At 45.7% G+C, this 22,463-nt stretch carries 23 protein-coding genes; 14 read left to right on the top strand and 9 right to left on the bottom strand.

The annotated features are described in order from the left end of the window. Positions 1–14: 14 nt before the first annotated feature. Complete coding sequence (cpxA, locus tag ACE1OE_RS18275; RefSeq protein WP_372062925.1) at positions 15–1,403, bottom strand: envelope stress sensor histidine kinase CpxA; 1,389 nt, start codon at positions 1,401–1,403, stop codon at positions 15–17. A 2-nt stretch (positions 1,404–1,405) separates the two neighbouring features. Then, positions 1,406–2,089 (bottom strand): response regulator, encoded by a 684-nt coding sequence (locus ACE1OE_RS18270; RefSeq protein ID WP_372062924.1) that lies wholly within the window; start codon positions 2,087–2,089, stop codon positions 1,406–1,408. 183 nt (positions 2,090–2,272) lie between these two features. On the opposite strand from ACE1OE_RS18270, the gene ACE1OE_RS18265 reads away from it, so the two are divergent. The 3 genes from ACE1OE_RS18265 to pfkA all read left to right on the top strand — a co-directional run bounded on the left by ACE1OE_RS18265 (position 2,273) and on the right by pfkA (position 5,467). Beyond that, complete coding sequence (locus tag ACE1OE_RS18265) at positions 2,273–2,791, top strand: CpxP family protein (protein ID WP_449211889.1); 519 nt, start codon at positions 2,273–2,275, stop codon at positions 2,789–2,791. Between the two features lie 504 nt (positions 2,792–3,295). Then, complete coding sequence (gene fieF, locus ACE1OE_RS18260; protein WP_372062922.1) at positions 3,296–4,204, top strand: CDF family cation-efflux transporter FieF; 909 nt, start codon at positions 3,296–3,298, stop codon at positions 4,202–4,204. Positions 4,205–4,504: 300 nt separating this feature from the next. Next, entirely contained in the window at positions 4,505–5,467 is a 963-nt protein-coding gene (gene pfkA / locus ACE1OE_RS18255) for a 6-phosphofructokinase (RefSeq protein WP_449211888.1), read from the top strand. Positions 5,468–5,584: 117 nt separating this feature from the next. Here the strand turns inward: pfkA and tpiA are convergent, their stop codons facing one another. Continuing rightward, a complete protein-coding gene (gene tpiA / locus ACE1OE_RS18250; RefSeq protein WP_102471165.1) occupies positions 5,585–6,355 on the bottom strand; it encodes a triose-phosphate isomerase in 771 nt (256 codons plus the stop codon). Between the two features lie 240 nt (positions 6,356–6,595). Here tpiA and ACE1OE_RS18245 point away from each other — a divergent pair, with 240 nt between their 5' ends. After that, positions 6,596–6,943 (top strand): 5-carboxymethyl-2-hydroxymuconate Delta-isomerase, encoded by a 348-nt coding sequence (locus ACE1OE_RS18245; RefSeq protein ID WP_102471164.1) that lies wholly within the window; start codon positions 6,596–6,598, stop codon positions 6,941–6,943. Positions 6,944–6,957: 14 nt separating this feature from the next. Then, positions 6,958–7,383, top strand: a complete 426-nt coding sequence (locus ACE1OE_RS18240) for a DUF805 domain-containing protein (protein WP_102471163.1) — start codon at positions 6,958–6,960, stop codon at positions 7,381–7,383. Between the two features lie 64 nt (positions 7,384–7,447). On the opposite strand, the gene ACE1OE_RS18235 is transcribed toward ACE1OE_RS18240, so the two are convergent. The 3 genes from ACE1OE_RS18235 to glpX form a co-directional block, all read right to left on the bottom strand. Continuing rightward, entirely contained in the window at positions 7,448–7,777 is a 330-nt protein-coding gene (locus ACE1OE_RS18235) for a DUF3135 domain-containing protein (RefSeq protein WP_102471162.1), read from the bottom strand. A gap of 215 nt (positions 7,778–7,992) precedes the next feature. Continuing rightward, entirely contained in the window at positions 7,993–8,610 is a 618-nt protein-coding gene (locus tag ACE1OE_RS18230; protein ID WP_449211887.1) for a helix-turn-helix transcriptional regulator, read from the bottom strand. Positions 8,611–8,757: 147 nt separating this feature from the next. After that, the gene (glpX, locus tag ACE1OE_RS18225; RefSeq protein WP_102471160.1) at positions 8,758–9,765 is read right to left on the bottom strand and encodes a class II fructose-bisphosphatase; all 1,008 of its coding nucleotides are present in this window, start codon (positions 9,763–9,765) and stop codon (positions 8,758–8,760) included. 337 nt (positions 9,766–10,102) lie between these two features. Between glpX and zapB the strand changes: the two genes are divergently transcribed. The 3 genes from zapB to ACE1OE_RS18210 all read left to right on the top strand — a co-directional run bounded on the left by zapB (position 10,103) and on the right by ACE1OE_RS18210 (position 12,243). Beyond that, positions 10,103–10,345, top strand: a complete 243-nt coding sequence (gene zapB, locus ACE1OE_RS18220; protein ID WP_102471159.1) for a cell division protein ZapB — start codon at positions 10,103–10,105, stop codon at positions 10,343–10,345. A gap of 152 nt (positions 10,346–10,497) precedes the next feature. Beyond that, a complete protein-coding gene (locus tag ACE1OE_RS18215) occupies positions 10,498–11,142 on the top strand; it encodes a TetR/AcrR family transcriptional regulator (RefSeq protein ID WP_102471158.1) in 645 nt (214 codons plus the stop codon). A 123-nt stretch (positions 11,143–11,265) separates the two neighbouring features. Further along, complete coding sequence (locus ACE1OE_RS18210; RefSeq protein ID WP_449211886.1) at positions 11,266–12,243, top strand: DHH family phosphoesterase; 978 nt, start codon at positions 11,266–11,268, stop codon at positions 12,241–12,243. A 154-nt stretch (positions 12,244–12,397) separates the two neighbouring features. On the opposite strand, the gene ACE1OE_RS18205 is transcribed toward ACE1OE_RS18210, so the two are convergent. Further along, positions 12,398–13,528 (bottom strand): murein hydrolase activator EnvC family protein, encoded by a 1,131-nt coding sequence (locus tag ACE1OE_RS18205; protein WP_449211885.1) that lies wholly within the window; start codon positions 13,526–13,528, stop codon positions 12,398–12,400. Between the two features lie 125 nt (positions 13,529–13,653). Further along, positions 13,654–15,186, bottom strand: coding sequence for a 2,3-bisphosphoglycerate-independent phosphoglycerate mutase (gene gpmM / locus ACE1OE_RS18200; protein WP_449211884.1), 1,533 nt, complete (start codon positions 15,184–15,186; stop codon positions 13,654–13,656). A gap of 383 nt (positions 15,187–15,569) precedes the next feature. Here gpmM and ACE1OE_RS18195 point away from each other — a divergent pair, with 383 nt between their 5' ends. The 4 genes from ACE1OE_RS18195 to cysE all read left to right on the top strand — a co-directional run bounded on the left by ACE1OE_RS18195 (position 15,570) and on the right by cysE (position 18,760). Beyond that, the gene (locus tag ACE1OE_RS18195; RefSeq protein ID WP_102471154.1) at positions 15,570–16,004 is read left to right on the top strand and encodes a rhodanese-like domain-containing protein; all 435 of its coding nucleotides are present in this window, start codon (positions 15,570–15,572) and stop codon (positions 16,002–16,004) included. Positions 16,005–16,164: 160 nt separating this feature from the next. Then, a complete protein-coding gene (secB, locus tag ACE1OE_RS18190) occupies positions 16,165–16,632 on the top strand; it encodes a protein-export chaperone SecB (protein WP_102471153.1) in 468 nt (155 codons plus the stop codon). Between the two features lie 170 nt (positions 16,633–16,802). Then, positions 16,803–17,825: an NAD(P)H-dependent glycerol-3-phosphate dehydrogenase gene (gene gpsA, locus ACE1OE_RS18185; protein ID WP_102471152.1), complete on the top strand. Its 1,023-nt coding sequence runs from the start codon at positions 16,803–16,805 to the stop codon at positions 17,823–17,825. Between the two features lie 113 nt (positions 17,826–17,938). Continuing rightward, complete coding sequence (cysE, locus tag ACE1OE_RS18180; protein ID WP_102471151.1) at positions 17,939–18,760, top strand: serine O-acetyltransferase; 822 nt, start codon at positions 17,939–17,941, stop codon at positions 18,758–18,760. A gap of 78 nt (positions 18,761–18,838) precedes the next feature. Here the strand turns inward: cysE and ACE1OE_RS18175 are convergent, their stop codons facing one another. Further along, the gene (locus ACE1OE_RS18175) at positions 18,839–20,200 is read right to left on the bottom strand and encodes an MATE family efflux transporter (protein ID WP_449211883.1); all 1,362 of its coding nucleotides are present in this window, start codon (positions 20,198–20,200) and stop codon (positions 18,839–18,841) included. Between the two features lie 224 nt (positions 20,201–20,424). On the opposite strand from ACE1OE_RS18175, the gene ACE1OE_RS18170 reads away from it, so the two are divergent. Together ACE1OE_RS18170 and groL are read left to right on the top strand one after the other, a co-directional pair. After that, positions 20,425–20,715, top strand: coding sequence for a co-chaperone GroES (locus ACE1OE_RS18170; protein WP_102471149.1), 291 nt, complete (start codon positions 20,425–20,427; stop codon positions 20,713–20,715). 68 nt (positions 20,716–20,783) lie between these two features. Beyond that, a complete protein-coding gene (gene groL, locus ACE1OE_RS18165) occupies positions 20,784–22,421 on the top strand; it encodes a chaperonin GroEL (protein WP_102471148.1) in 1,638 nt (545 codons plus the stop codon). Positions 22,422–22,463: the final 42 nt, after the last annotated feature.

Below are 22,463 nucleotides of genomic sequence, written 5' to 3'. Positions count from 1 at the left end.
TATATCATTCTGGCTTAAGCGAGGGGTAATTCAACCCGCATTTTTAGTCCACCAAGTGCACTACGAGACGCTTCTATCTGACCACTGTGTTGTAAAATAGCGCTTTGCGTAATGGCGAGCCCTAGCCCTGTTCCGCCTGAGTCTCGATCGCGCGCGGTTGAAACACGGTAGAATGGTCTAAAAATATCATTTAATTCATCATCAGGAACGCCTGGCCCATTGTCTTCGACCGTGATGATCAACGTATCCACTTGTTGCTGGATATTGACTTCAATTTTGTCGTGCCCATAGCGAATTGCGTTACGAATAATATTTTCAATCGCACTCATGAGTAGCTTAGGGTTACCGCACAAGGACGCCTCTGGGATAGTGGAAAAGGTGAGGGTTTTATCCATTTGTTCTGCCTCAAATTGAGCGTCATCTAAAATGGCTTCCCATAAGCTACTGGCGGGTTGAATCTCTCTGAGGGTATGGCTATCGGTGCTTATACGGGATAACTCGAGTAGCTCTCCAATCATTTGTTCCAACCGTTGCGCCTCAGTATCGATCCTAGATAACTCTGAGCTTTCGCCTTGTTTGCGGTTGGCCAATGCGGTTGCCATGCGCAGCCGAGTCAGTGGGGAGCGTAGCTCGTGAGAGATATCAGACAGTAATCGCTGTTGGCCTGAAATGATTTGGTTTATTGCCACAACCATCTGGTTGAAACTGGTTCCGGCTTGTTTAAACTCCGATGTGCCTTTCTCTAAGCTTGGGTCTACCTTAAATTCACCTTTGGCGACGCGTTTGGCTGCTCGCTCTAAGCGTCGAGCGGGCTGACTGAGTGCCCAGGCTAACCACAGTAATAAAGGAGTGCTCACCGCCATCACTGCTAATAATAGCTGGAAGGGTTTGTCGAACATTCGCAATAGAAAAGGAGGGGGTTGGTTCCATTTTAAAGCAATGAAAAGCTGCAGGTCCTGATTAGCAAGGGTAATAGGAACGGGGCCAGCCACCATATGCCTTCCATACAGTTTCTGCAGCGGTGTTTGTGGCGATTCAACCGAGGTAATAAAGTTTTTAAGTGCTTTGATCTTAAAATTTTCAAGTTTTTGAGTACTTAGGAGGTTACCATCAAGATCGGCAAGGAAGAGTTGTGGGGAGTCTGATTTTCTATGATTATTTGAGCGAACCGCTGCTTGCTCAAGGCGATAAATTATGTTGCCGAGATTCTTTTGATTCTCAAACCGTTGTTGTGTGTTATCCCGCAATTTATACAATTGTTGTAAATAATCGCCTTGCACCTCACGAGCCACTCTAGGGTCTAAGTGAGGAAGGGATAAAACCGCAATAAGCACCAGCAGCATCGTAAACCAAAAGATGGCAAATATACGTCCGTACAAGCTGGTCACGTTAGGCAACTTCATGGTTACTCCTTAACAAACAGGTAGCCACGGCCACGCAGTGTTTTAATTCTTGGTTTACCGTCTTGTTTTTCAGGCAGTTTTTTTCTTAGATTCGAAACGTGCATATCAACAGCACGGTCAAACGCTGATAGGCGTTTTCCCAACACATCGAGGCTTAATGCTTCTTTCGTGAGTGTCTCGCCTGGTTTGAGAACAAAATAATGCAACAGGGCAAACTCCGTGCTGGTGAGCTCGATAGAGAGCCCCTGACAGGATGCTTCTTGTTTTCCTGGATAAATCTCGATGTCATCAAAGCGAACACAATCACGCTTGGACTCTATTGGTGTGGACTGCGTGCGGCGCAGTATGGCTTTGATACGTGCGAGCAATTCTCTGTCGCTAAAGGGTTTAGGAAGGTAATCATCCGCACCGAGCTCGAGCCCAATGACGCGATCGATTTCTTCTCCCTTAGCGGTAAGCATTAATACCGGTGTTTGCCATTTTTCACGTAATTTTTTTAATGTATCCATACCATTTAGACGAGGCATCATGACATCCATGAGAACAAGGTCTACGTCGCTGTTCATTGCTTCTAGACCCGCTAAGCCATCATTGGCCTCGCTCACTTGAAACCCTTCAAAGTTGAGTATGTCTTTTAACAAACTTGTCAGTTCCGTGTCGTCATCGATAATCAGAATGTTCATCATGGTGCTATCTCTCTAATATTTACTACGATGTAATAATAATGCGTTAAATATCGTAAATATCTATCTTTACGATTCTTTACGCTCTCTGTGCGTTGCTTTACTTAAGAGCCCCTATTCTATACTCAAGCGCTGCAAAGCAAACGGGTGCAAGTGCAGCTTCCTAAACAAATGAAGGTAATGATTATGAAATTAGCAAAAAAACTTGTACTAGCCGCTGCAGTTCTTCCTTTGACGTTCGCGACAGCAAGTGCGTTAGCATACGGTGGTCAAGGTGATCACCACGGTAAGGGCGGGAAAGGCGGCGATGGTCAGTGTGGTGGTTTGGACCGTAAAGTCTTCAGTCAACTTGACTTAACTGATGCGCAGAAAGACCAGATGAAAGAAATGCGTCAATCTATGAAATCAGACAAGAAATCAAAACGTGGCGAAAACGTTGAAGCAAAAATGGCAGAGATGCAGGCTCGTCACCAAAAGATGCAAGATTTGGTGCTGGCCGATACGTTTGATGCTGACGCTGCCAATGCCCTCGCATCAGAGATGGTCGCACAGCAGACTGAGCGTCGCGTGAAGATGATGGAAAAACAGCATGAAATGCTGAGTATTCTTACTGCAGAACAAAAGACTAAACTAAAAGAAGTACAGCAAGAGCGCATGCAAAAGTGCGTGACTAAAATGGAATCTCGAGCAGCGAAGACGAAGTAATTTCGCCAAGAGATAAATACGGGACGCTTATTTGTTATAGGCGTCCTGAATGTTGGGCCAAGTGATGATGAAACAGTTAATCGCTGTTGTCGTTATGCGCTCCGTATGTTCAGCGAATGCATCGAGCGACAAGGAGTGATGTCATCAATAGGGTCGGGCGTTAGCAAATAACCATGCAGCAAATCAATGTTCTTATCGGGGTTGCACTAATATTGGGTATAAGGCCGTGGTCGCTGAATGCTAAGGAGCGCAGTGTTTATATCCAACGTGGTAAAAATGAGTGTAATATTGAGTTAGTTGGTCTTGTGAATGATGACTAACTATCTTGTCGTATTCGGCAATAGTGGTTGGGTAACCTACATTTTTCGATTTCCCTTATAGTTACCAGAAGCCTACGGCGCTTCTATCACTATTTTTAAGTGGCCTCTGGTCACTTTTTTTTTGTATTTTTGTCACTAATAATACGTATACTTACGTCACGTTAATTGAAAAATGTCACGGAAGATGGAAAACAGCTACGCCAAACTTGTTACTACGGCTGCTTGGGCCGCCACTATCATCGCTACTCTGCTTTTAATCACTAAGGTCATTGTGTGGTGGGTCACGGGTTCAGTGAGTCTACTTGCTTCGGTCATCGACTCATTGCTCGATATCGCTGCGTCAGCGGTCAACCTCGTTGTGGTTCGATATTCCCTTCAGCCAGCCGATAAAGAGCATACCTTCGGGCATGGAAAGGCCGAATCACTTGCTGCATTAGCACAAGCCATGTTTATCTCAGGTTCAGCGTGCTTTCTTATTCTCAATGGCGTTGACCGTTTTTTCAGACCCACCGAATTGCATTCTCCGGAGTTGGGCATCTACGTGAGCTTGTTTGCGTTAATCGTGACCTCTGGATTGGTCGCATTTCAACGTTATGTCGTTAAACAAACAGGCAGCCAAGCCATCGCAGCCGATTCTCTGCACTACCAAACTGATATTTATATGAATGCGGCAATTATGGTTGCACTTGGGTTGAGTTGGTATGGAATTGGACAAGCCGATTCTGTTTTTGCGGTTGGAATTGGTGTGTTTATTTTGGTGAGCGCATTTAAAATGGCGTCGACAGCCATTCAATCCTTACTTGATAGACAGCTTCCAGAGGACGAACTTCAACAAATAAAGCAAATTAGTACCGACGTCGAGGGTGTGTTGGGCGTTCATCAGTTAAGAACGCGCATGTCTGGGCCGGTTCGTTTCATTCAGTTACATCTTGAGTTGCATGATTTGATGCCATTGATTGAGGCGCATCGAATTGCCGATGAAGTTGAAGAAAAATTGATGATAGCCTTTCCTGAGGCAGATGTGTTGATTCATCAAGACCCTTATTCTGTGGTGATTAAAGATGAGAAGCAACAATTAGAAACAGACTGGTAGAGCGCTGACGGGTTATAGTCCCGACAGTGATAATGGTAATGTTATAATGCATTGCCTATTATCAGGGCTCGTGATAAAAAAGTGCGATTCTGATGTGAATCAACACAAGAGCGCCTATAAACTGTAATACTCTTACATAAGTAATATTCTTACATGAGTAACAACGTTACGTCGCCTGTGTTTTGGGGAACCCGGCGGCTCTATATAGCGAAAGCGATATAAGCGTAACGAGAAGAATTCCATATGTCGCTAAGTGCGCCATAATTAAATTGAAATTAGATTGTTAAATCGAGGGTGAGCATGATTAAAAAAATCGGTGTTTTGACAAGTGGTGGAGATGCACCTGGTATGAACGCTGCAGTACGTGGTGTCGTTCGTACTGCTTTGTCAGCAGGCGTGGAAGTATATGGTGTTTACGACGGTTATTTAGGTCTCTACGAAGACCGTATTAAGAAGCTAGATCGTTCAAGTGTCTCAGATGTGATTAACCGTGGTGGTACCTTTTTAGGTTCGGCGCGTTTCCCTGAATTCAAAGAGGTTGAAGTTCGTGAACAAGCGATCGAAAACCTAAAGAAACACGGTATTGAAGCACTTGTCGTCATTGGTGGTGATGGTTCTTACATGGGGGCTAAAAAGCTGACTGAGATGGGCTACCCATGTATTGGTCTGCCAGGCACTATTGATAACGATATCGCAGGAACGGATTATACCATTGGTTATCTAACCGCGCTTAACACGGTTATTGATGCGATTGACCGTCTACGTGATACGTCTTCTTCTCACCAGCGTATTTCTATCGTTGAGATCATGGGTCGTCACTGTGGCGACTTGACCTTGATGTCAGCGATTGCAGGTGGTTGTGAGTACATCATTACTCCTGAGACAGGGCTCGATAAAGACCTGCTCATTAGTAACATTCAAGATGGCATTGCGAAAGGGAAAAAACACGCGATTATCGCTCTAACTGAGTTGATGATGGACGCGAATGACCTTGCAAAAGAAATTGAGGACGCAACTGGTCGTGAGACTCGTGCCACAGTATTAGGTCATATCCAGCGCGGTGGTCGCCCAACGGCATTTGACCGTGTGTTGGCTTCTCGCATGGGTAACTACGCTGTTCATCTACTGATGGAAGGTCATGGTGGTCGTTGTGTCGGTATCCAAAAAGAAATCTTGGTACACCACGATATTATCGATGCAATTGAGAACATGAAGCGCCCAGTGCGCGATGATTTGTACAAAGTTGCTGAAGAACTATTTTAAGCATATCGAATACCACCGATAGGCTTTAGATACAAAAAACCGCTGACAAGTCAGCGGTTTTTTTATGCTTGCTTTAGAGGAAGCATTCGACAATGCCTCATCTAAAATCAGGAAAGCTTATGCCTTCGCTTTTGCTGCTGCTTTAGCGATAGCTGCAAAGCTTTTCGCGTCTAGTGCCGCGCCGCCAACTAGAGCACCGTCGATGTCTGGTTGTGCGAAGTATGCTTCAGCGTTTTCTGGCTTAACAGAACCGCCGTATTGAATGACAACGTTTTTCGCTACTTCTTCGCTCTTCGCGGCAATGTGTGCACGGATAGAAGCGTGAATGCGCTGTGCGTCATCAGCTGTAGCAGCTTTACCAGTGCCGATAGCCCAGATTGGTTCGTAGGCGATGATTGCACCATTAAGCGCTTCAACACCTGAAGTGTTGATCACTGCGTCGATTTGACGAGCACAGACGGCTTCAGTCTCGCCCGCTTCGTTTTGAGCTTCAGATTCACCGATACAAAAAACTGGCGTTAGGCCATTTTCTTTTAGGAAGGCAAATTTTTGCGCGATGAACTCATCTGATTCATTGTGGTATTGGCGACGCTCAGAGTGGCCAATGATGATGTGAGTTGCACCAAAATCTTTCAACATTTCTGGAGACATATCACCAGTGAAAGCACCGCTGTTATTCACATCAGTGTTTTGAGCACCAAGGATAATTGCGCTACCAGCATCTGTTAGCGTACGCTCTGCAAGATCAACGTAAAGTGCTGGTGGAGCGACTGCTACATCAACGCCAGTTACGCCTTCAAGTTCCGCATTTAAAGCAGTAAGCAATTCCGTGACCATTGCTTTGCTGCCGTTGAGTTTCCAGTTACCCATCACTACAGGTTGACGCATAAGATTTTCTCCAAAATCAATGTTTTTAAAAAACGAATGTAAAAAACAAACGTGAATACGAAAGAATATAACAGATTAATTCACACAGATCATGATTGGAGTCATGACTTTCTCGCTTTCATGTTTCCGAGTATGAGCATGACTCAGTGATCCAGTAAACAGAATAATAGATTAGTTCTCGGCATTTTCCCTTTGACTTGCTATACCTTGTTGCTCAGCTTGTCACACTAAGGAAAGACGATGCCAAATCTGGTTATGGAGTATTCCAATACCGCAGATCAACGGTTGAATATACAAGGCTTATTAGAAGACTTACATCAAGTTACGCTACACTGTGGGCTGTTTGAAGCGAATTCCGTGAAATCTCGGTCTCTTCGTTGCCATAATTGGCTTATCGGTGAACATGGAGACAGTGAAGACTTTGTCCATATTAGCTTTGAGCTATTGTCGGGACGCACTGAAGAGCAGAAGCGAGAGTTGTCGAGGCAATTAATGGATACGCTCAAGCAACAGGCAGGGCATTTGAAAAGTTTAACGGTCAATATTCGAGACATGGATAAGGCCTGCTTCCAAAAAATCAGTCAGTAAAGTGAGAGTATTTGATGTCGTTTAAATCACTGTTGTTTTCGTCAGAAGGACGAGTTGGACGTAAGACCTTTTGGGTATGGAATGTCTGCTATTACCTAGGAATTATGGTGTTTGCACAGGGCATGAATATTCTATTTCCTGCTGCTATGTCTATTTTATTACCGCTCTTTTTACTCATTATTCTTATCCCCGATTTGCTCATCACCGCCAAGCGTTGGCATGATAGGGATAAATCAAGCTGGTGGTTATTGCTCAATATCCCTTTAGTGATTGGACGCCTAAGCTTACCTACGCTCGATCCAGCGACGGCAGCTGAACCATCGTTGGTACAAAGTGTTATTTCTTTTGCGGCGATTGGGTGTGGATTGTGGATTCTAGTCGAGTGTGGTTTTCTCAAAGGCACCCCTGGCGAGAATCGGTTTGGGGCTGAACCCAAATGATCCTTACTCGATGATGAAATATGAAAGGAAGCGCAGGCTTCCTTTTTTATCGCAGTGGTTTACTTTAACGCCATTCTTCGCGACTCACAAAGGTCAGAACCGTTGCTTTACGGTTATGGCTGGGCAGGTCGCCATTTAGCGCTTTTGAGAATGTTGAAAGCTGACGATACAGCTCTTGTCGCAGGAGTATGTTGGCATGAATGGGGTTACTGGCTCGTTTAAGAATCCGTTCGATATGAGTTTGCTGAGCTTGCAATCTAGGCTGCATCTCTTCTGAGCATGAGTTAATTAGGTCTTGGCATAGAGTCTGGCGTAACTGGCTTAGTTGCTCTGGATGGTGCTTTGCCATCTCGGCGAGTTCATCGAAAGAAGGTAGCGTTTGCGAAATAGCCATGTTTCATCCTCATCTAGATCAAGCATTGCCCTTGTCTGAAAACAAGTGCTAGCACATTTAATGAGGTTAGGCGTTTTTGATGGAAGTCACATTTTTAATCGCGCTTATCTCAATTATAAGACAAGGCTCCGGCATGTGAATGAACCGTAAACTAACGTTTTGGCGTGTTAGCAATAAAGCGTTAAGACAACGCGATGTGACTCTAGGTAAGGACGTTAGTGCTCGATGAACCGATATACACAGCGTCGTGCACCCGCAACAATGTGTTCATCACGTTCGACCTGAACGGTATCCCCCATTAATGCTTGAAACACATTAATCTCGGATTGACAGAGTGCCTCACAGCGTGTGGCGGCTTGACAAATAGGGCAGTGATTCTCGATAAGAATAAAGCCTTCATCGCATTTCTGATACTCAGCCATATACCCATCTTGTTCACGTAATTCAGCTAACCGGATGAGTTTTTGTTCAAGACCCTGCAATCCCATCAAGTGATTTTGATAGTTGGCAAGCGTGGTTAACTCACGTTCTTTAGCGACTTTATGAACGCCTTCTACGCCGAATACATTCTCTATTGCATCAATGAATTGGATGGTGAGATCCGCATGTCTATCGGAAAAGTTTGCATGGCCTTTGCGCGTTAATAACCAGTGGCGGTTGGGGCGCCCAACCTTAACTTTTATGTCTTCAAAACGAAGAAACCCTTCGCTTTCCAATGACTGTAGGTGTTGTCTTGCCCCCATTGTCGTGATGGAAAGTCGAAGCGCCACCTGCTTGGCCGTGACCGCGCCTTCACGTTTGATGATATCGATGATGTGGTCAGTGGCTTTCATGTTTGATCCGGTTACTCGAGGCAAATGATAGGTGAAGTTTGTGGCTATTATGGCCGATAAGCTTTATAAAGCAAATTATTTACTATCGTAAAGGTAGCAACAAAAAACGCTGCCGTAGCAGCGTTTTTTCATCTCGAGTTAACGAAATTAGAGGATAATGCCTCTGATTTCTGGATCTTTGCGCTCTAGGTAGTGAATAGATTTGATGCGGCGAATGGTACGACAGCGGCCGCGAATCAATAGTGTTTCCGTGGTGGCGATGTTGCCTTGACGGGTAATACCTTCCAGTAGATCACCTTTAGTGATCCCGGTTGCAGAGAAGACAACATTGTCACTGCGGGCCATGTCTTCCATGCGAAGTAATACATTGGCTTTTACGCCCATTTCTTTACAACGCTCAAGTTCCAACTCACCGGCTTGACGGTTTTCTTCGTTATCGCCTTTCACTTCATGGCGAGGCAGTAAACGAGCATGCATGTCACCATCGAGTGCGCGAATGACGGCGGCAGACACGACGCCTTCTGGTGCGCCACCAATACAGTACATGACGTCTACTTCGCTATCAGGCATACAAGTAAGGATAGATGCAGCAACATCACCATCGGGCACAGCGAAGACACGAACACCCATGGCTTGCATTTCTGCAATGACATTATCATGTCGTGGTTTTGCCAATGTCGTGACGACTAAGGTATCGAGAGATTTGCCTAACGCAGCCGCGATATTTTTTAGGTTATCAGTTAGCGGTAAATCTAGGTCGATTGCACCTTTTGCGCCAGGACCCACCACCAATTTTTCCATGTACATGTCTGGTGCTTTTAAGAAACTACCTTTCTCACCAGCGGCGAGTACGGCTAATGCATTAGATTGCCCCATTGCCGTCATACGAGTGCCTTCGATTGGGTCTACTGCGATATCAACCGCATCGCCACCAATACCGACTTGCTCACCAATGAAGAGCATTGGAGCATCATCAATTTCACCTTCACCAATAACAATTTCACCACTGATGTCGGTTTTGTTCAGTAGGGTACGCATTACCTCAACTGCCGCGCCGTCGGCCGCGTTTTTATCTCCGCGCCCTAACCATTTGTATCCGGCCAGTGCGGCACCTTCGGTAACTCGTGAAAAAGCCATCGCTAAATCGCGCTTCATATTGACTCCAATAGATGAAAATTGACAAAAGGATTTACGGCGCGGATTTTAACATACCAAGAAGGAAACGTTTGCTTTTTTGTTTGATGCTGCGCAAAACCTTGACGACTTAATCTGATTTTTTATCGTTCAGCTTACCTAGGCGCTGCGAGATAAGGAGGTTCGCCTCGTATTCGATACGGTTTATTTCTTGCTTTTGTGTGTTTACGGTGTTTTTTTGACCGAATAGTGAAAAATCTGCAATATAGGGCGTGTCTATCTTCTCGAGGCTGAGTAGAATGGAGCAACGTAGAATGAAGCTATTTCATTACATAAGAATTTAACAAGGTAGGCTGAGATGTCTTTTGAAGTACTGGAACAACTAGAAGCAAAAATTCAAACTGCAGTGGACACTATCGCTCTTCTTCAAATGGAAGTTGAAGAGTTGAAAGAAGAAAAAGTTCAACTGACTAGCCAAGCAGAAGAATTGCGTAACGGCCGTGAAGAACTTGAGCAAAAAGCAGAAGTGATGCAGCGTGAACACACGCAGTGGCAAGAACGCATTCGCAATCTACTTGGTAAAATGGACGAAGTAGAATAAGCGTCAGTTCCCCCTGATTTCTAAAAAGCACTCCTCGTTGAGTGCTTTTTTTGTATTAAGTTGGTCTAACCAGTCAGACTATTGGTATCTCGCGCTTTCGCTCACAAGTTGAACACGTATACTAGCGCTAAACAGGCAAAGGATCAGTAAGAATGAAAACACGCGATAAAATAGTGTATGCCGCCTTAGAGCTCTTTAACTCAGATGGTGAGCGTAACGTTACGACCAACCATATTGCTGCTCATATCGAGATCAGTCCAGGTAACCTGTATTATCACTTTAGTAATAAGCAAGAGATTGTTCGCGATATCTTTACCCTTTATTCTCAAGAGCTCATCGAGCGTTTTACCCCGGTCCAAGGTCAACAAGAAAGCTTGGCACTGCTGAAGCATTATCTTGATTCGATTTTCACCCTGATGTGGAAATACCGTTTTTTCTACTCAAATCTGCCTGAAATTCTGCAGCGAGACGTCAAGCTGCATGATGAGTACATTGAGGTTCAAGAACGACTTCAAGGTAACCTTGTGAATATACTTCGCGCATTTGTCGATTTTGAACTGTTAAGTTTAACGGATAAAGATTTGAAATCACTCGTCACAACATTGCATATGATTGCGGTTGGCTGGCTGAGCTATCAATCGGCAATGTCACCAAAAACCAAGATTACCGAAGAAGTTATTCAACAAGGTATGCTACAGATGATCAATGTGGTTAAACCGGTGGCGACCTTGAAAGGGCAAGAGCAACTCTCTTTGCTTGAAGATGGTGTCAAAATGATGGGGCAAAGCAAGGATTAGCTTGCCGCTTTCATCCGGTGATAGGCATGTCATATAGCGAATTCGTATTTCAACAAACCCTGCTCTCCCAGTAGGGTTTGTTGCTATTGGGTGCTTGAACACCGCCGCAAACAAGGATAGGAAATGCATTACGATGTTTTTAATGGCGATGCAGATGGCATCATTGCGCTGTTGCAGTTGCGTTTATCTGAGCCGAAGCACAGCGAGCTAGTAACAGGTATTAAGCGAGATATTGCTTTGCTTGAACGAGTCCCGCTAGCGTTGGCGAGTACGGTGACGGTGCTGGACGTTTCGATGGATAAAAACCACGAGGCATTGGCGTTATTATTGGCCCATTCTATCCCTGTCACCTATATCGATCATCATAAGGCGACGTCTCCTCCGCAATCCCCACTTCTCACGAGCCATATTAATTTGGATGCTAATACGTGCACAGCCTTAATTGTCGATCAATTGCTTGAAGGTCAGCATCGGTTGTGGGCCATTACGGCGGCGTATGGGGACAATATGATTGCCAGTGCCGAAGCTTTGGCTGATGCGGAGAACCTCACTCGCACTGACCGTGATTTTCTTCGTGAGTTTGGTACCTTGATTAACTACAACGGCTATGGGGAAAAGCTAGACGACTTGCATTTCTCTCCGGTCGATCTGTATCAAGCGTTGTTGCATTATTCCAACCCATTTGAATGCCGCTCTGACCGTGACTCACCATACTACGCTTTGTTGGCGGCATTCCGGCACGATGAGGGCGCCGTTAATGAGGCGACGATATTATTTGAATCACCTGTGCTTCAGGTTATCGAATTGCCGGCAACCGCCGCTGCTAGAAGGATGTCTGGGACCTTTATCAACCGCCTTGCCAATGAAACGACATCACGCGCGCACATTACCCTCGTGGCACGTGAGTCCGGTGATGTTGATGGGGAACTGTGCTATACCGTCTCAGTGCGAGCCCCGCTTGATAATAAGCAGGGAGCGGCGGCCATTTGCAGCTTGTTTGTATCAGGGGGAGGGCGAGAAGCGGCCGGAGGCATTAATCAATTACCCCAAGCATCCATTCCTGCGCTAATAGAGGCAGCATTGAAACAATATCAATCATAACGTCACTGTAATACGTCACTTAAGTAATACGTCGCTGCAATAATAATAGCTGCGACGTTATAATAGCGTCGTCGTAACACATGGTAGTCCCGTCATCATTGATAATACTGCCGTGATAAACGACGAACTCATCGCCACACCGAAGAACCCAAGGTTAACGTTTTAGCCAGCTTTTTGGGTTCTGAACCTTGCTGTTTCTTCTAATCTCGAAATAGAGTGAGGATCTAGACTGCCCACCGGTGTCGCCTGCCAGAGCAATGGTTTCACCTGCCGTGACTTTATCGCCTTCTTTTTTTAGCAGGGTTTGGTTATAGCCATAGAGTGTCATGTCACCTTTCCCATGGTCGAGGAGGACGACTAATCCATATCCTCTGAGATAATCAGCAAAGACAACTGTTCCAGAATACACTGATTTGATAGGCGTGCCATAAGAGGCGGCGATCACCATCCCTTTCCAGTTTGCTTGCCCAGCTTGTTTTGTGCCAAAGCTATGCAAGACACCACCTTTAGTTGGCCAAGGCAGTTTGCCTTTTTGTTTGGCTAATCCATCCATCGGCACTTGATTACGTTTGGCTGCTTTGACTATCTCCGCTTTGAGACGAGTTTCATTGCGTTGTAATTCGGTGAGATAGGTTTTATCACTGGATATACTGTTACGGATCTTGCCAACGGTGCTTTTTCTATTGCGTTGATTTTTGGCTAATGTATCGCGGGTATCTTTTTGCTGTTGCAATAGTTGAGCAATCTGATTGCGCTCTAGTTCTAAGGCGCGTTCACTCTCCAATAACTGCAATTCAGTGGTAGACAGCTGTTCTAATGTTTCGGCTCTTGCAGTGGCAAGATGTTGATAGTATTGGCTGATTCTGTCATCACTGGAATCATTATTGAACATGCCTGAGCTATTGCGATTTTGTTTGGTGACGTAATAGGTTTGCACTAACTCCGCGAGAATTTTTTGCTGTGTTTTCTTTTGCTCCGTGAGTGCGGCGACGCGTTTGTGTAGCGACTCAATGTTACGGTTTGCTTCAGTGAGTTGTGAGGTGGTGGATTGAATGTTTTTCTCTATATTCGAGATGCCAATCTCTTGCTCTCGTAGCGATTTTTGCAGTTTATCGAGTTCTTTTTGCTGCTTACTCAAATCTTGTTGTTGACGTTTTATCTCACTCTTAACACCAGAGAGTTCATTTTGGCTTGCGCTGCTGTCCATTGGGGTAAGCGCCGCAATTAACCCTAAGGTTAGCGTCGAAAGAAAGATGTGAAGGCGCGTCTTGTGATTAGAGTGCATGTCGTATCCGCTGATAGAAGAGATCAAGCTAGTCTGAGTTAACTACTGTATTGAAAAGCGATTATTGGTGCAAGCATACAAAAACGCCGATGCAATGGCATCGGCGTTTTATCAGACTTGTGTCATTACTTTACTAGAACGTCGCCTGACATTTCTGCTGGGATGTTCATGCCCGTCATTGATAGCATGGTTGGTGCTAGATCCGACAGTTTTCCGCCTTCTTTAAATTCAACGTCTTTGTCGCCAACGTAAATTAGAGGGACGGGAAGGTTTGTATGAGCGGTATGCGTACCACCCGTTACCGGATCAACCATCATTTCTGCGTTACCATGGTCAGCGGTGATCAGCATTTGACCGCCCACTTCTTTGATCGCTGCAACAACTTGACCGACACTGGCATCAAGCGCTTCAATAGCTTGCTCGGCTGCCTCGTAAACACCGGTATGGCCAACCATATCAGCATTCGGGTAGTTACAAATGATGGTGTCGTATTTGCCGGACTTAATTGCAGCAACCATTTTCTCGGTGAGCTCTTGAGAGCTCATCTCAGGTTGCAGGTCATAAGTCGCCACTTTTGGAGAAGCAACCAGTTGACGCTCTTCGCCTTCAAATTCATTCTCAACGCCACCATTGAAGAAGAATGTTACGTGTGCGTATTTCTCAGTTTCCGAGATACGCAGTTGTGTTTTCCCTTCTTTTGACAGCCATTCACCGTAAGTGTTCTCTAGTGATGCTGGCGGGAAAGCGCAAAGTAGCGGAATGTTGGCGGCGTACTGCGTTAGCATGACGAAATCAACGGCTGGGAATGTACTGCGCTCAAAACCGTCAAAGTCAGGAACGAATGCGCGAGTGATCTCACGTGCGCGGTCAGCACGGTAGTTCATAAAGATAACAGCGTCGCCATCTTCAATTGCCGCGGATGCTTCACCTTCAGCGCGAAGCTCTGTTGGTGCCACGAATTCATCGTTTTCGTCACGAGCATAAGCAGCCTCTAAGCCAGCTGCCGCTGAATCAAAGGTGAATGCTCCCTTTGCTTCCGTCAGCAGGTCGTAGGCTTTTTCAACGCGATCCCAGTTGTTATCACGATCCATAGCGTAATAGCGACCAACAAGCGAAGCCACACGACCTTTACCAAGTTCAGCAAACAGGGCTTCGAAGCGTTTTAGAGAATTTTCTGCACTGCGAGGTGGTGTGTCACGGCCATCTAAGAAGCAATGTAGGTAGATTTTTTCAGCACCACGGTCAGCCGCCATTTGGACAGCAGCATAAATATGGTCTTCATGAGAGTGAACGCCACCAGGAGACATTAGGCCCATGATGTGAACGGCTTTGTCTGCTGCGATGGCTTTATCCATTGCGGCAACAAGCGTTTCGTTTTGAGAGAACTCACCATCAGCGATAGATTTAGTGATACGAGTTAGGTCTTGATACACAACGCGACCTGCGCCGATATTGGTATGGCCAACTTCAGAGTTACCCATTTGGCCATCAGGAAGACCAACATCAAAGCCAGATGCAGAGATAAGGGTGCGTGGATTATTTTCCCACAAACCATCCATGACGGGTGTTTTTGCGTTGTTGATAGCGTTGCTTGCGTTATCTTCACGGTATCCCCAACCGTCAAGAATGACTAGAGCCATAGGCTTCTTAGCTGACATAGTTATAACCTCGTTGAATTCTAAATAACTTTACTGAAAACAAATTAGCGTAATTTTACTACACTTTTTACCCAAAACAGTAGGGGCAGATCAAATATTGTTTGTGATTACCGTAGCTGGTTTTCAGTTTTTTGAAAGTTAATTGCATGGATTTGTTCTTAGTGTGAGCTAATCATAGACCCAATACGTCCATGATTCCTTTGATATTGATGTATTAATAACCGATAGCAAAGGGCATTGACCAATTGTTTTCTTCTATTAGTCCAATAGCGAAATAGGGATCTCAATTATTTATTCGAAACATGTTCCCCCCTCGCCACAAGGCAGCTAAGCCGTTATACTCCTCGTCTGATTTAATATTCAACTAATTAAGAGCGCAAGCTATGCAAGAGTACTTAGATTTTTTTCAACAAAATATGATCATGGCCGTGGTTTGGGCCGCACTTTTTGTTGCTCTGATTGCCAACTTCGTGAAGTCTGCCAATGCAGCGTACAAAGAGATTTCCGCCGCTCAGGTGACTCAGATGATGAACCGTGATAATGCTGTCGTTGTGGACATTCGTTCAAAAGATGACTTCAAACGTGGTCACATTACTGATTCAGTTCATGTGCTTCCGTCTGATATCAAAGCAGAATCCATTCCTAGCCTTGAAAATCATAAAACAGACCCAATCATTGTTGTATGTAAGACCGGCCAAACTGCACAAGAAAGTGCAAACCTGCTGGCTAAATCCGGCTTTGAACAGGTTTATGTTCTGAAAAATGGTTTGTCAGCTTGGAGCGAAGCAAATCTGCCGTTGATCAAAGGTAAAAAATAACCTTAACAATTGAGTGTTTTCGCGGCATTTTTCACGTCTGGATGTGATAAATGCCACGGATTTTAAGGCTCGCCTAGTCAATAAACCTAGGCTCAGCTAGTCTGCCAGACAACTCAGAAACGGTTTCGACAAATTTAGACGTATTATAAGGATAGTCATCATGGCTGAAGCAGCACCACAAGAAGCACAACAGAACTTCACAATTCAACGTATCTTTCTGAAAGATCTTTCTTTTGAAGCGCCGAACTCTCCGGACATGTTTCAAAAAGAATGGAACCCAGATGTTAAGCTTGACCTAGACACGCAAAGCCGTGAACTAGGAGAAGGCGTTTACGAAGTCGTACTTCGCCTAACGGTGACGGTTAAGAACGCAGAAGACACGGCATTCTTATGTGAAGTTCAGCAGGGTGGTATTTTCACTGCAGAGCAAATGGAAGCAGGCCAACTGGCACATTGTCTTGGTGCTTTCTGCCCGAACATTCTGTTCCCGTACGCACGTGAAACCATTTCTAGCCTAACTATGAAAGGTACGTTCCCACAATTGAACCTAGCACCAGTTAACTTTGATGCATTGTTCATGAACTACTTACAGCAACAAGCTCAAACAGAAGAGCAAACTGAAGCGTAATTTGCGCTCGGTGACAGGTTGCTCTTTGCGGCATGAGCGATGCTAATGCCGTACGAGACAACCCTCTTTTTGAAAATGCACAGCGCTTAGCGATGTGCATTTTTTATTTCACTTCTAAGGCTAAACTTAAACTCTTAGCAGTGGCTTTCAAACGATGACGTGGTGATGTGATGAGTAACGCATACGGGAAAGAGATTTCAATGACGGTGATTGGCGCAGGTTCTTATGGAACGTCGCTGGCCATTTCTTTAGCGCGTAATGGTGCAAATGTTGTGCTTTGGGGGCATGACCCAGTTCATATGGCACGCCTAGAAGCAGATAGAGCGAACCAAGATTTTTTGCCTGACATCGATTTTCCAGAGTCACTCATTATTGAATCGGACCTGCATAAAGCGGTTCAATCGAGCCAAGACCTGCTCATTGTTGTCCCAAGCCATGTGTTTGGCCTAGTCTTAGAAAGCATGAAGCCACATTTACGCAATGACAGCCGTATTTGCTGGGCAACAAAAGGGCTTGAGCCAGAGAGTGGCCGCCTACTAAAAGACGTCGCGAACGATATTATCGGTGACAAATACCCGCTGGCAGTGCTATCGGGCCCTACCTTTGCCAAAGAGCTGGCAGCTGGTATGCCGACAGCAATCGCAGTGGCGTCGACGGATTCGCAATTTGTGGCGGAGCTGCAAGATAAAATTCATTGCAGTAAAACGTTCCGTGTATACGCCAATGACGACTTTACCGGCATGCAGCTGGGCGGCGCCGTTAAGAATGTGATTGCCATTGGCGCAGGTATGTCAGATGGCATTGGTTTTGGTGCGAATGCGCGTACGGCATTGATTACGCGAGGTCTTGCTGAAATGACGCGTCTAGGCGCAGCCCTTGGTGCGAAGCCAGATACCTTCATGGGAATGGCTGGGCTTGGTGACTTGGTACTAACGTGTACGGATAATCAGTCACGAAATCGTCGTTTTGGCTTAGCGTTAGGTCAAGGAAAAGATGTCGATTCCGCACAGGTTGAGATTGGTCAGGTCGTTGAGGGATATCGTAATACCAAAGAAGTTTGGTTGTTGTCACAGCGAATGGGTGTAGAGATGCCAATTGTTGACCAAATCTATCAAGTATTGTATCAAGGGAAGGATGCGAGACTTGCAGCGCAAGATCTACTAGCAAGGGATAAAAAAGCAGAGAAGCAATAAGCTTAAACATCGCGCGTGGGCAGAAGCCAGTATCACGATTTAGCCTTAGGGTCATTTCTGAATCTGTGCGTGTTGTGCTGCTTTGAGGTGAGAGACAACTTCTAGGACAGAACATGAAACACTGTGAAAAACAAAAAGTATGGCAGTGCATAGTAAAAGAAGGACGTAAGCAGTCGGAAGAAGAGCCGATGCTTGCGAGCTTTTATCATGCCACAATCATTAATCACGAGAGCTTGGGTGCAGCACTAAGTTACATTCTCGCGAATAAACTCAAGACGGCATCTATGCCAGCGATGGCGGTACGTGAGGTTGTAGAGCAAGCATTTGCTGCCGATCCCTCGATTACCGATGCCGCGGCGTGTGACATTTGTGCCACAGTGAATCGTGATCCTGCTGTCTCTATGTATTCAATGCCGCTGTTGTACCTGAAAGGGTTTCATGCTCTACAAGGCTATCGTGTTGCAAATTGGCTATGGAAGGAAGGCAGAGTGGCGCTGGCTACTTATCTACAGAATCAGATTTCTGTTGCTTGCCAAGTAGATATTCACCCGGCGGCCTGTATTGGCAAAGGCATTATGCTCGACCATGCTACCGGTATTGTTATCGGTGAAACGGCAGTGGTCGAAAACGACGTATCGATACTACAAGATGTGACGTTGGGTGGTACCGGTAAAGAAGGCGGCGATCGTCACCCTAAGATCCGTGAAGGCGTTATGATTGGTGCTGGTGCGAAGATTTTAGGTAACATTGAGGTCGGGGTTGGCGCTAAGATTGGCTCTTGTTCCGTTGTTTTACAAGCGGTCCCAGCGCATACCACAGTGGCAGGTGTACCTGCTAAGATTGTCGGTAAACCTAAAACGGATATGCCATCTTTAGATATGGATCAGCAGTTTAATGGCAAATCGCAGACCTTTGTTGGTGGCGATGGTATCTAAGTCCATGCTGAGTAAGCCAAGCATTGACCCATCATCAAGCGCGGTTCGGTAGCAATAAGTTAGGCGTAAAACCGATTGTTAATCAAAAGACTCAGTGTGCACGCACTGGGTCTTTCGTATTTTAAGGGTATAGCTATAGGCCAGAATGCCACCGATGACATTCCCCACCGCGACACCAATAAATAACCCTTCGACGGAATACAGCATGTTGCCTAATGCTGCTGCGGGCAGGGTGAAGACAAACAGGCGCATAGCACTCCACATGAACGCCTTATTTGGCATGTGAAGGGCATTAAGCCCGCTTCCAAGCATCATGATGATCCCTTGAAAACCATAGCTAAACGGGACCACAAGTAGGTAATGCCAGAGTATTTCTCTTACCGCAGCTTCTTGAGAAAACATCGCGGAGATAGGGATGCTCAATGGCACCATCATGATAAATACCAAGAATTGAAATACGATGGCAAAGCGCATGCTCAGGAACAGACCAGCAAAGCTTCGTTCGGGTTGTTTGGCCCCAAAGTTTTGCGACATGAAAGGGGTTAATGCGGAGCTTAGTGAGATTAAAACCAGTATTAATATGGATTCTACACGTTGAGCGGCGCCATAAGCCGCAATGGCCGCAGTGCCATGTACGGAAAGCATCTTCATTAAGATTGCTCCCGATATCGGTGACATTGCGGTTGAAAGTGCTGACGGTGTCCCTATCTTTAAGATGGCGCTCCAGTCTTTAAATATATCAGGAGGGTTGATTCGACCGAGCAGCTTCTCACGCTTAACCAATACGTAAAGTGACCCTAACAGCGCGCCAAACCAAGCAAAACCACTCGCCACCGCCGCGCCTTGGATGCCTAACTCAGGAAACGGACCGACCCCAAAGATAAACAAAGGGTCTAAGATGCCATTTAACACGCCTGAGAGCATCATGATCTTGGCTGGAGTCTTGGTATCGCCCGTTGCTCGAATGGCACTGTTGCCTGCCATTGGGATAACTAAAAGTGGAATCGTAAGATACCAGATCACCATGTATTGGTTAATTAACGGAATAATGTCGTCATTAGCGCCAAGCATGCGAAATAATGGTTCAATGGTTGTTAACCCAATGGTTGAGGCAACGGTAACGAGGATAACGGCAAGAATAAGACCATGAGTAGTGAACTGCGCGGCGTTGCGAGTGTTGCCTTGCCCTAATAACCGACCAATGATGGTTGAAAGACCGACACCTATTCCCATTGTGATGCAGTTGACGCCAAACGTGACTGGAAAAGTGAAGCTGATGGCCGCAAGAGATTGCGTGCCAAGTAACGCGATAAAAAAGGTGTCAACGAGGTTAAAGGCCAAGATCGCCACCATGCCAAATACCATAGGGACTGTCATTTGTTTGAGCACAGTAGAGATAGGGGCAGATAGCAGCCCATGCTTATCTTGCATAGAATTCATCGTTGACGATACAGGGATTCAGGATACAGGAATTCCTTAAATCGTGCGAGATTCGACTGGATTGACGTGCCGCTGTCGTGACAAAGTCCATTTTCGTTATTTTTGTCACAAAATTTTGGCTTCTACCCCTTGGGATTAACTCGATCATCCCCAACATAATTATCACAAGCCGAATTAAGGCATTCTCAAAGCTAACATATTAATTAATTCAGGAGACACGACCGATGAATATCCGTCCTCTACACGACCGCGTGATCGTTGAGCGCAAAGAAGTTGAATCTAAATCTGCTGGTGGCATCGTTCTTACGGGGTCTGCTGCAGAAAAATCAACACGTGGTACGGTGCTGGCTGTAGGTAATGGCCGCATTCTAGAAAACGGGTCAGTTCAAGCATTGGACGTTAAAGTGGGTGACACGGTTATCTTCGCTGAAGGCTACGGTACGAAAACTGAAAAAATCGACGGCAAAGAAGTTCTGATTATGTCTGAAAACGACATCATGGCGATCGTCGAATAATAGTAGACGTTGAGTAATTTTACTCTGAATCAAACATTATCCACTGAATTTAGATAAGGAAATAAACAATGGCTGCTAAAGACGTTAAGTTTGGCAACGACGCACGAATCAAAATGCTAGAAGGTGTCAACGTTCTAGCTGATGCTGTAAAAGTAACATTGGGCCCTAAAGGCCGTAACGTGGTTCTAGATAAATCATTTGGCGCACCGACTATCACTAAAGATGGTGTTTCAGTTGCACGTGAAATCGAACTTGAAGACAAGTTCCAAAACATGGGCGCACAAATGGTTAAAGAAGTGGCTTCGCAAGCGAATGACGCGGCGGGCGACGGAACAACGACTGCAACAGTATTGGCTCAGTCTATTATCGCTGAAGGCCTAAAAGCGGTTGCTGCTGGCATGAACCCAATGGATCTTAAGCGCGGCATCGACAAAGCGGTTATCGCAGCTGTTGAAGAGCTGAAAACCCTGTCTGTTCCTTGTTCAGATACTAAAGCGATTGCTCAAGTAGGTACTATCTCAGCGAACTCTGATTCGACAGTAGGTAACATCATTGCTGAAGCGATGGAAAAAGTAGGTCGTGACGGCGTTATTACGGTTGAAGAAGGTCAGGCTCTACAAGACGAGCTAGACGTTGTTGAAGGTATGCAGTTCGACCGTGGTTACCTATCTCCTTACTTCATCAACAACCAAGAAGCTGGCAGTGTTGATTTAGAGAGCCCGTTCATTCTTCTTATCGATAAGAAAGTATCGAACATTCGTGAGCTTCTACCTACTCTAGAAGCGGTTGCTAAAGCATCTCGTCCACTGCTTATCATTGCAGAAGACGTTGAAGGTGAAGCACTGGCGACATTAGTTGTGAACAACATGCGTGGTATCGTTAAAGTAGCGGCAGTTAAAGCCCCTGGTTTTGGTGACCGTCGTAAGTCTATGCTACAAGATATCGCAGTCCTAACTGGCGGTACTGTGATTTCTGAAGAGATCGGCCTAGACCTTGAGAAAGTTACGCTAGAAGACCTAGGTCAAGCTAAGCGTGTGACTATCACAAAAGAGAACTCAACCATCATTGATGGTGCGGGTGATGAAGCGATGATCCAAGGTCGTGTGACGCAGATTCGTCAACAAGTTGAAGATGCAACATCTGACTACGACAAAGAAAAACTTCAAGAGCGTGTGGCTAAACTTGCTGGCGGCGTAGCGGTAATCAAGGTTGGCGCAGCGACTGAAGTTGAGATGAAAGAGAAAAAAGACCGTGTTGAAGATGCACTTCATGCTACTCGTGCAGCAGTAGAAGAAGGTGTGGTTGCCGGCGGTGGTGTTGCACTTATCCGTGCTGCGTCTAAAGTTGCTGGCCTTGAAGGCGATAACGAAGAGCAAAATGTGGGTATCCGCGTAGCACTTCGAGCAATGGAAGCGCCTCTTCGTCAAATTACTGCGAATGCGGGCGATGAAGAGTCTGTTGTTGCAAACAACGTAAGAGCGGGCGAAGGTAACTACGGTTACAATGCGGCGACGGGCGAATACGGCGACATGATTGCGATGGGTATCCTTGACCCAACAAAAGTAACGCGTAGCGCACTGCAGTTTGCCGCATCAGTTGCTGGTCTTATGATCACAACAGAAGCAATGGTAACCGATGCACCTCAAAAAGAAGCGCCAGCGATGCCTGATATGGGCGGCATGGGCGGCATGGGCGGCATGATGTAAGATTCACCCCTTACAAACTATTGAGTTAATTCAATAGGTTAA

The organism is Vibrio sp. E150_011 (assembly GCF_053544015.1).
Note: the sequence above shows the minus strand (reverse complement) of the source record. Positions and strands in the feature narration are given on the sequence as shown.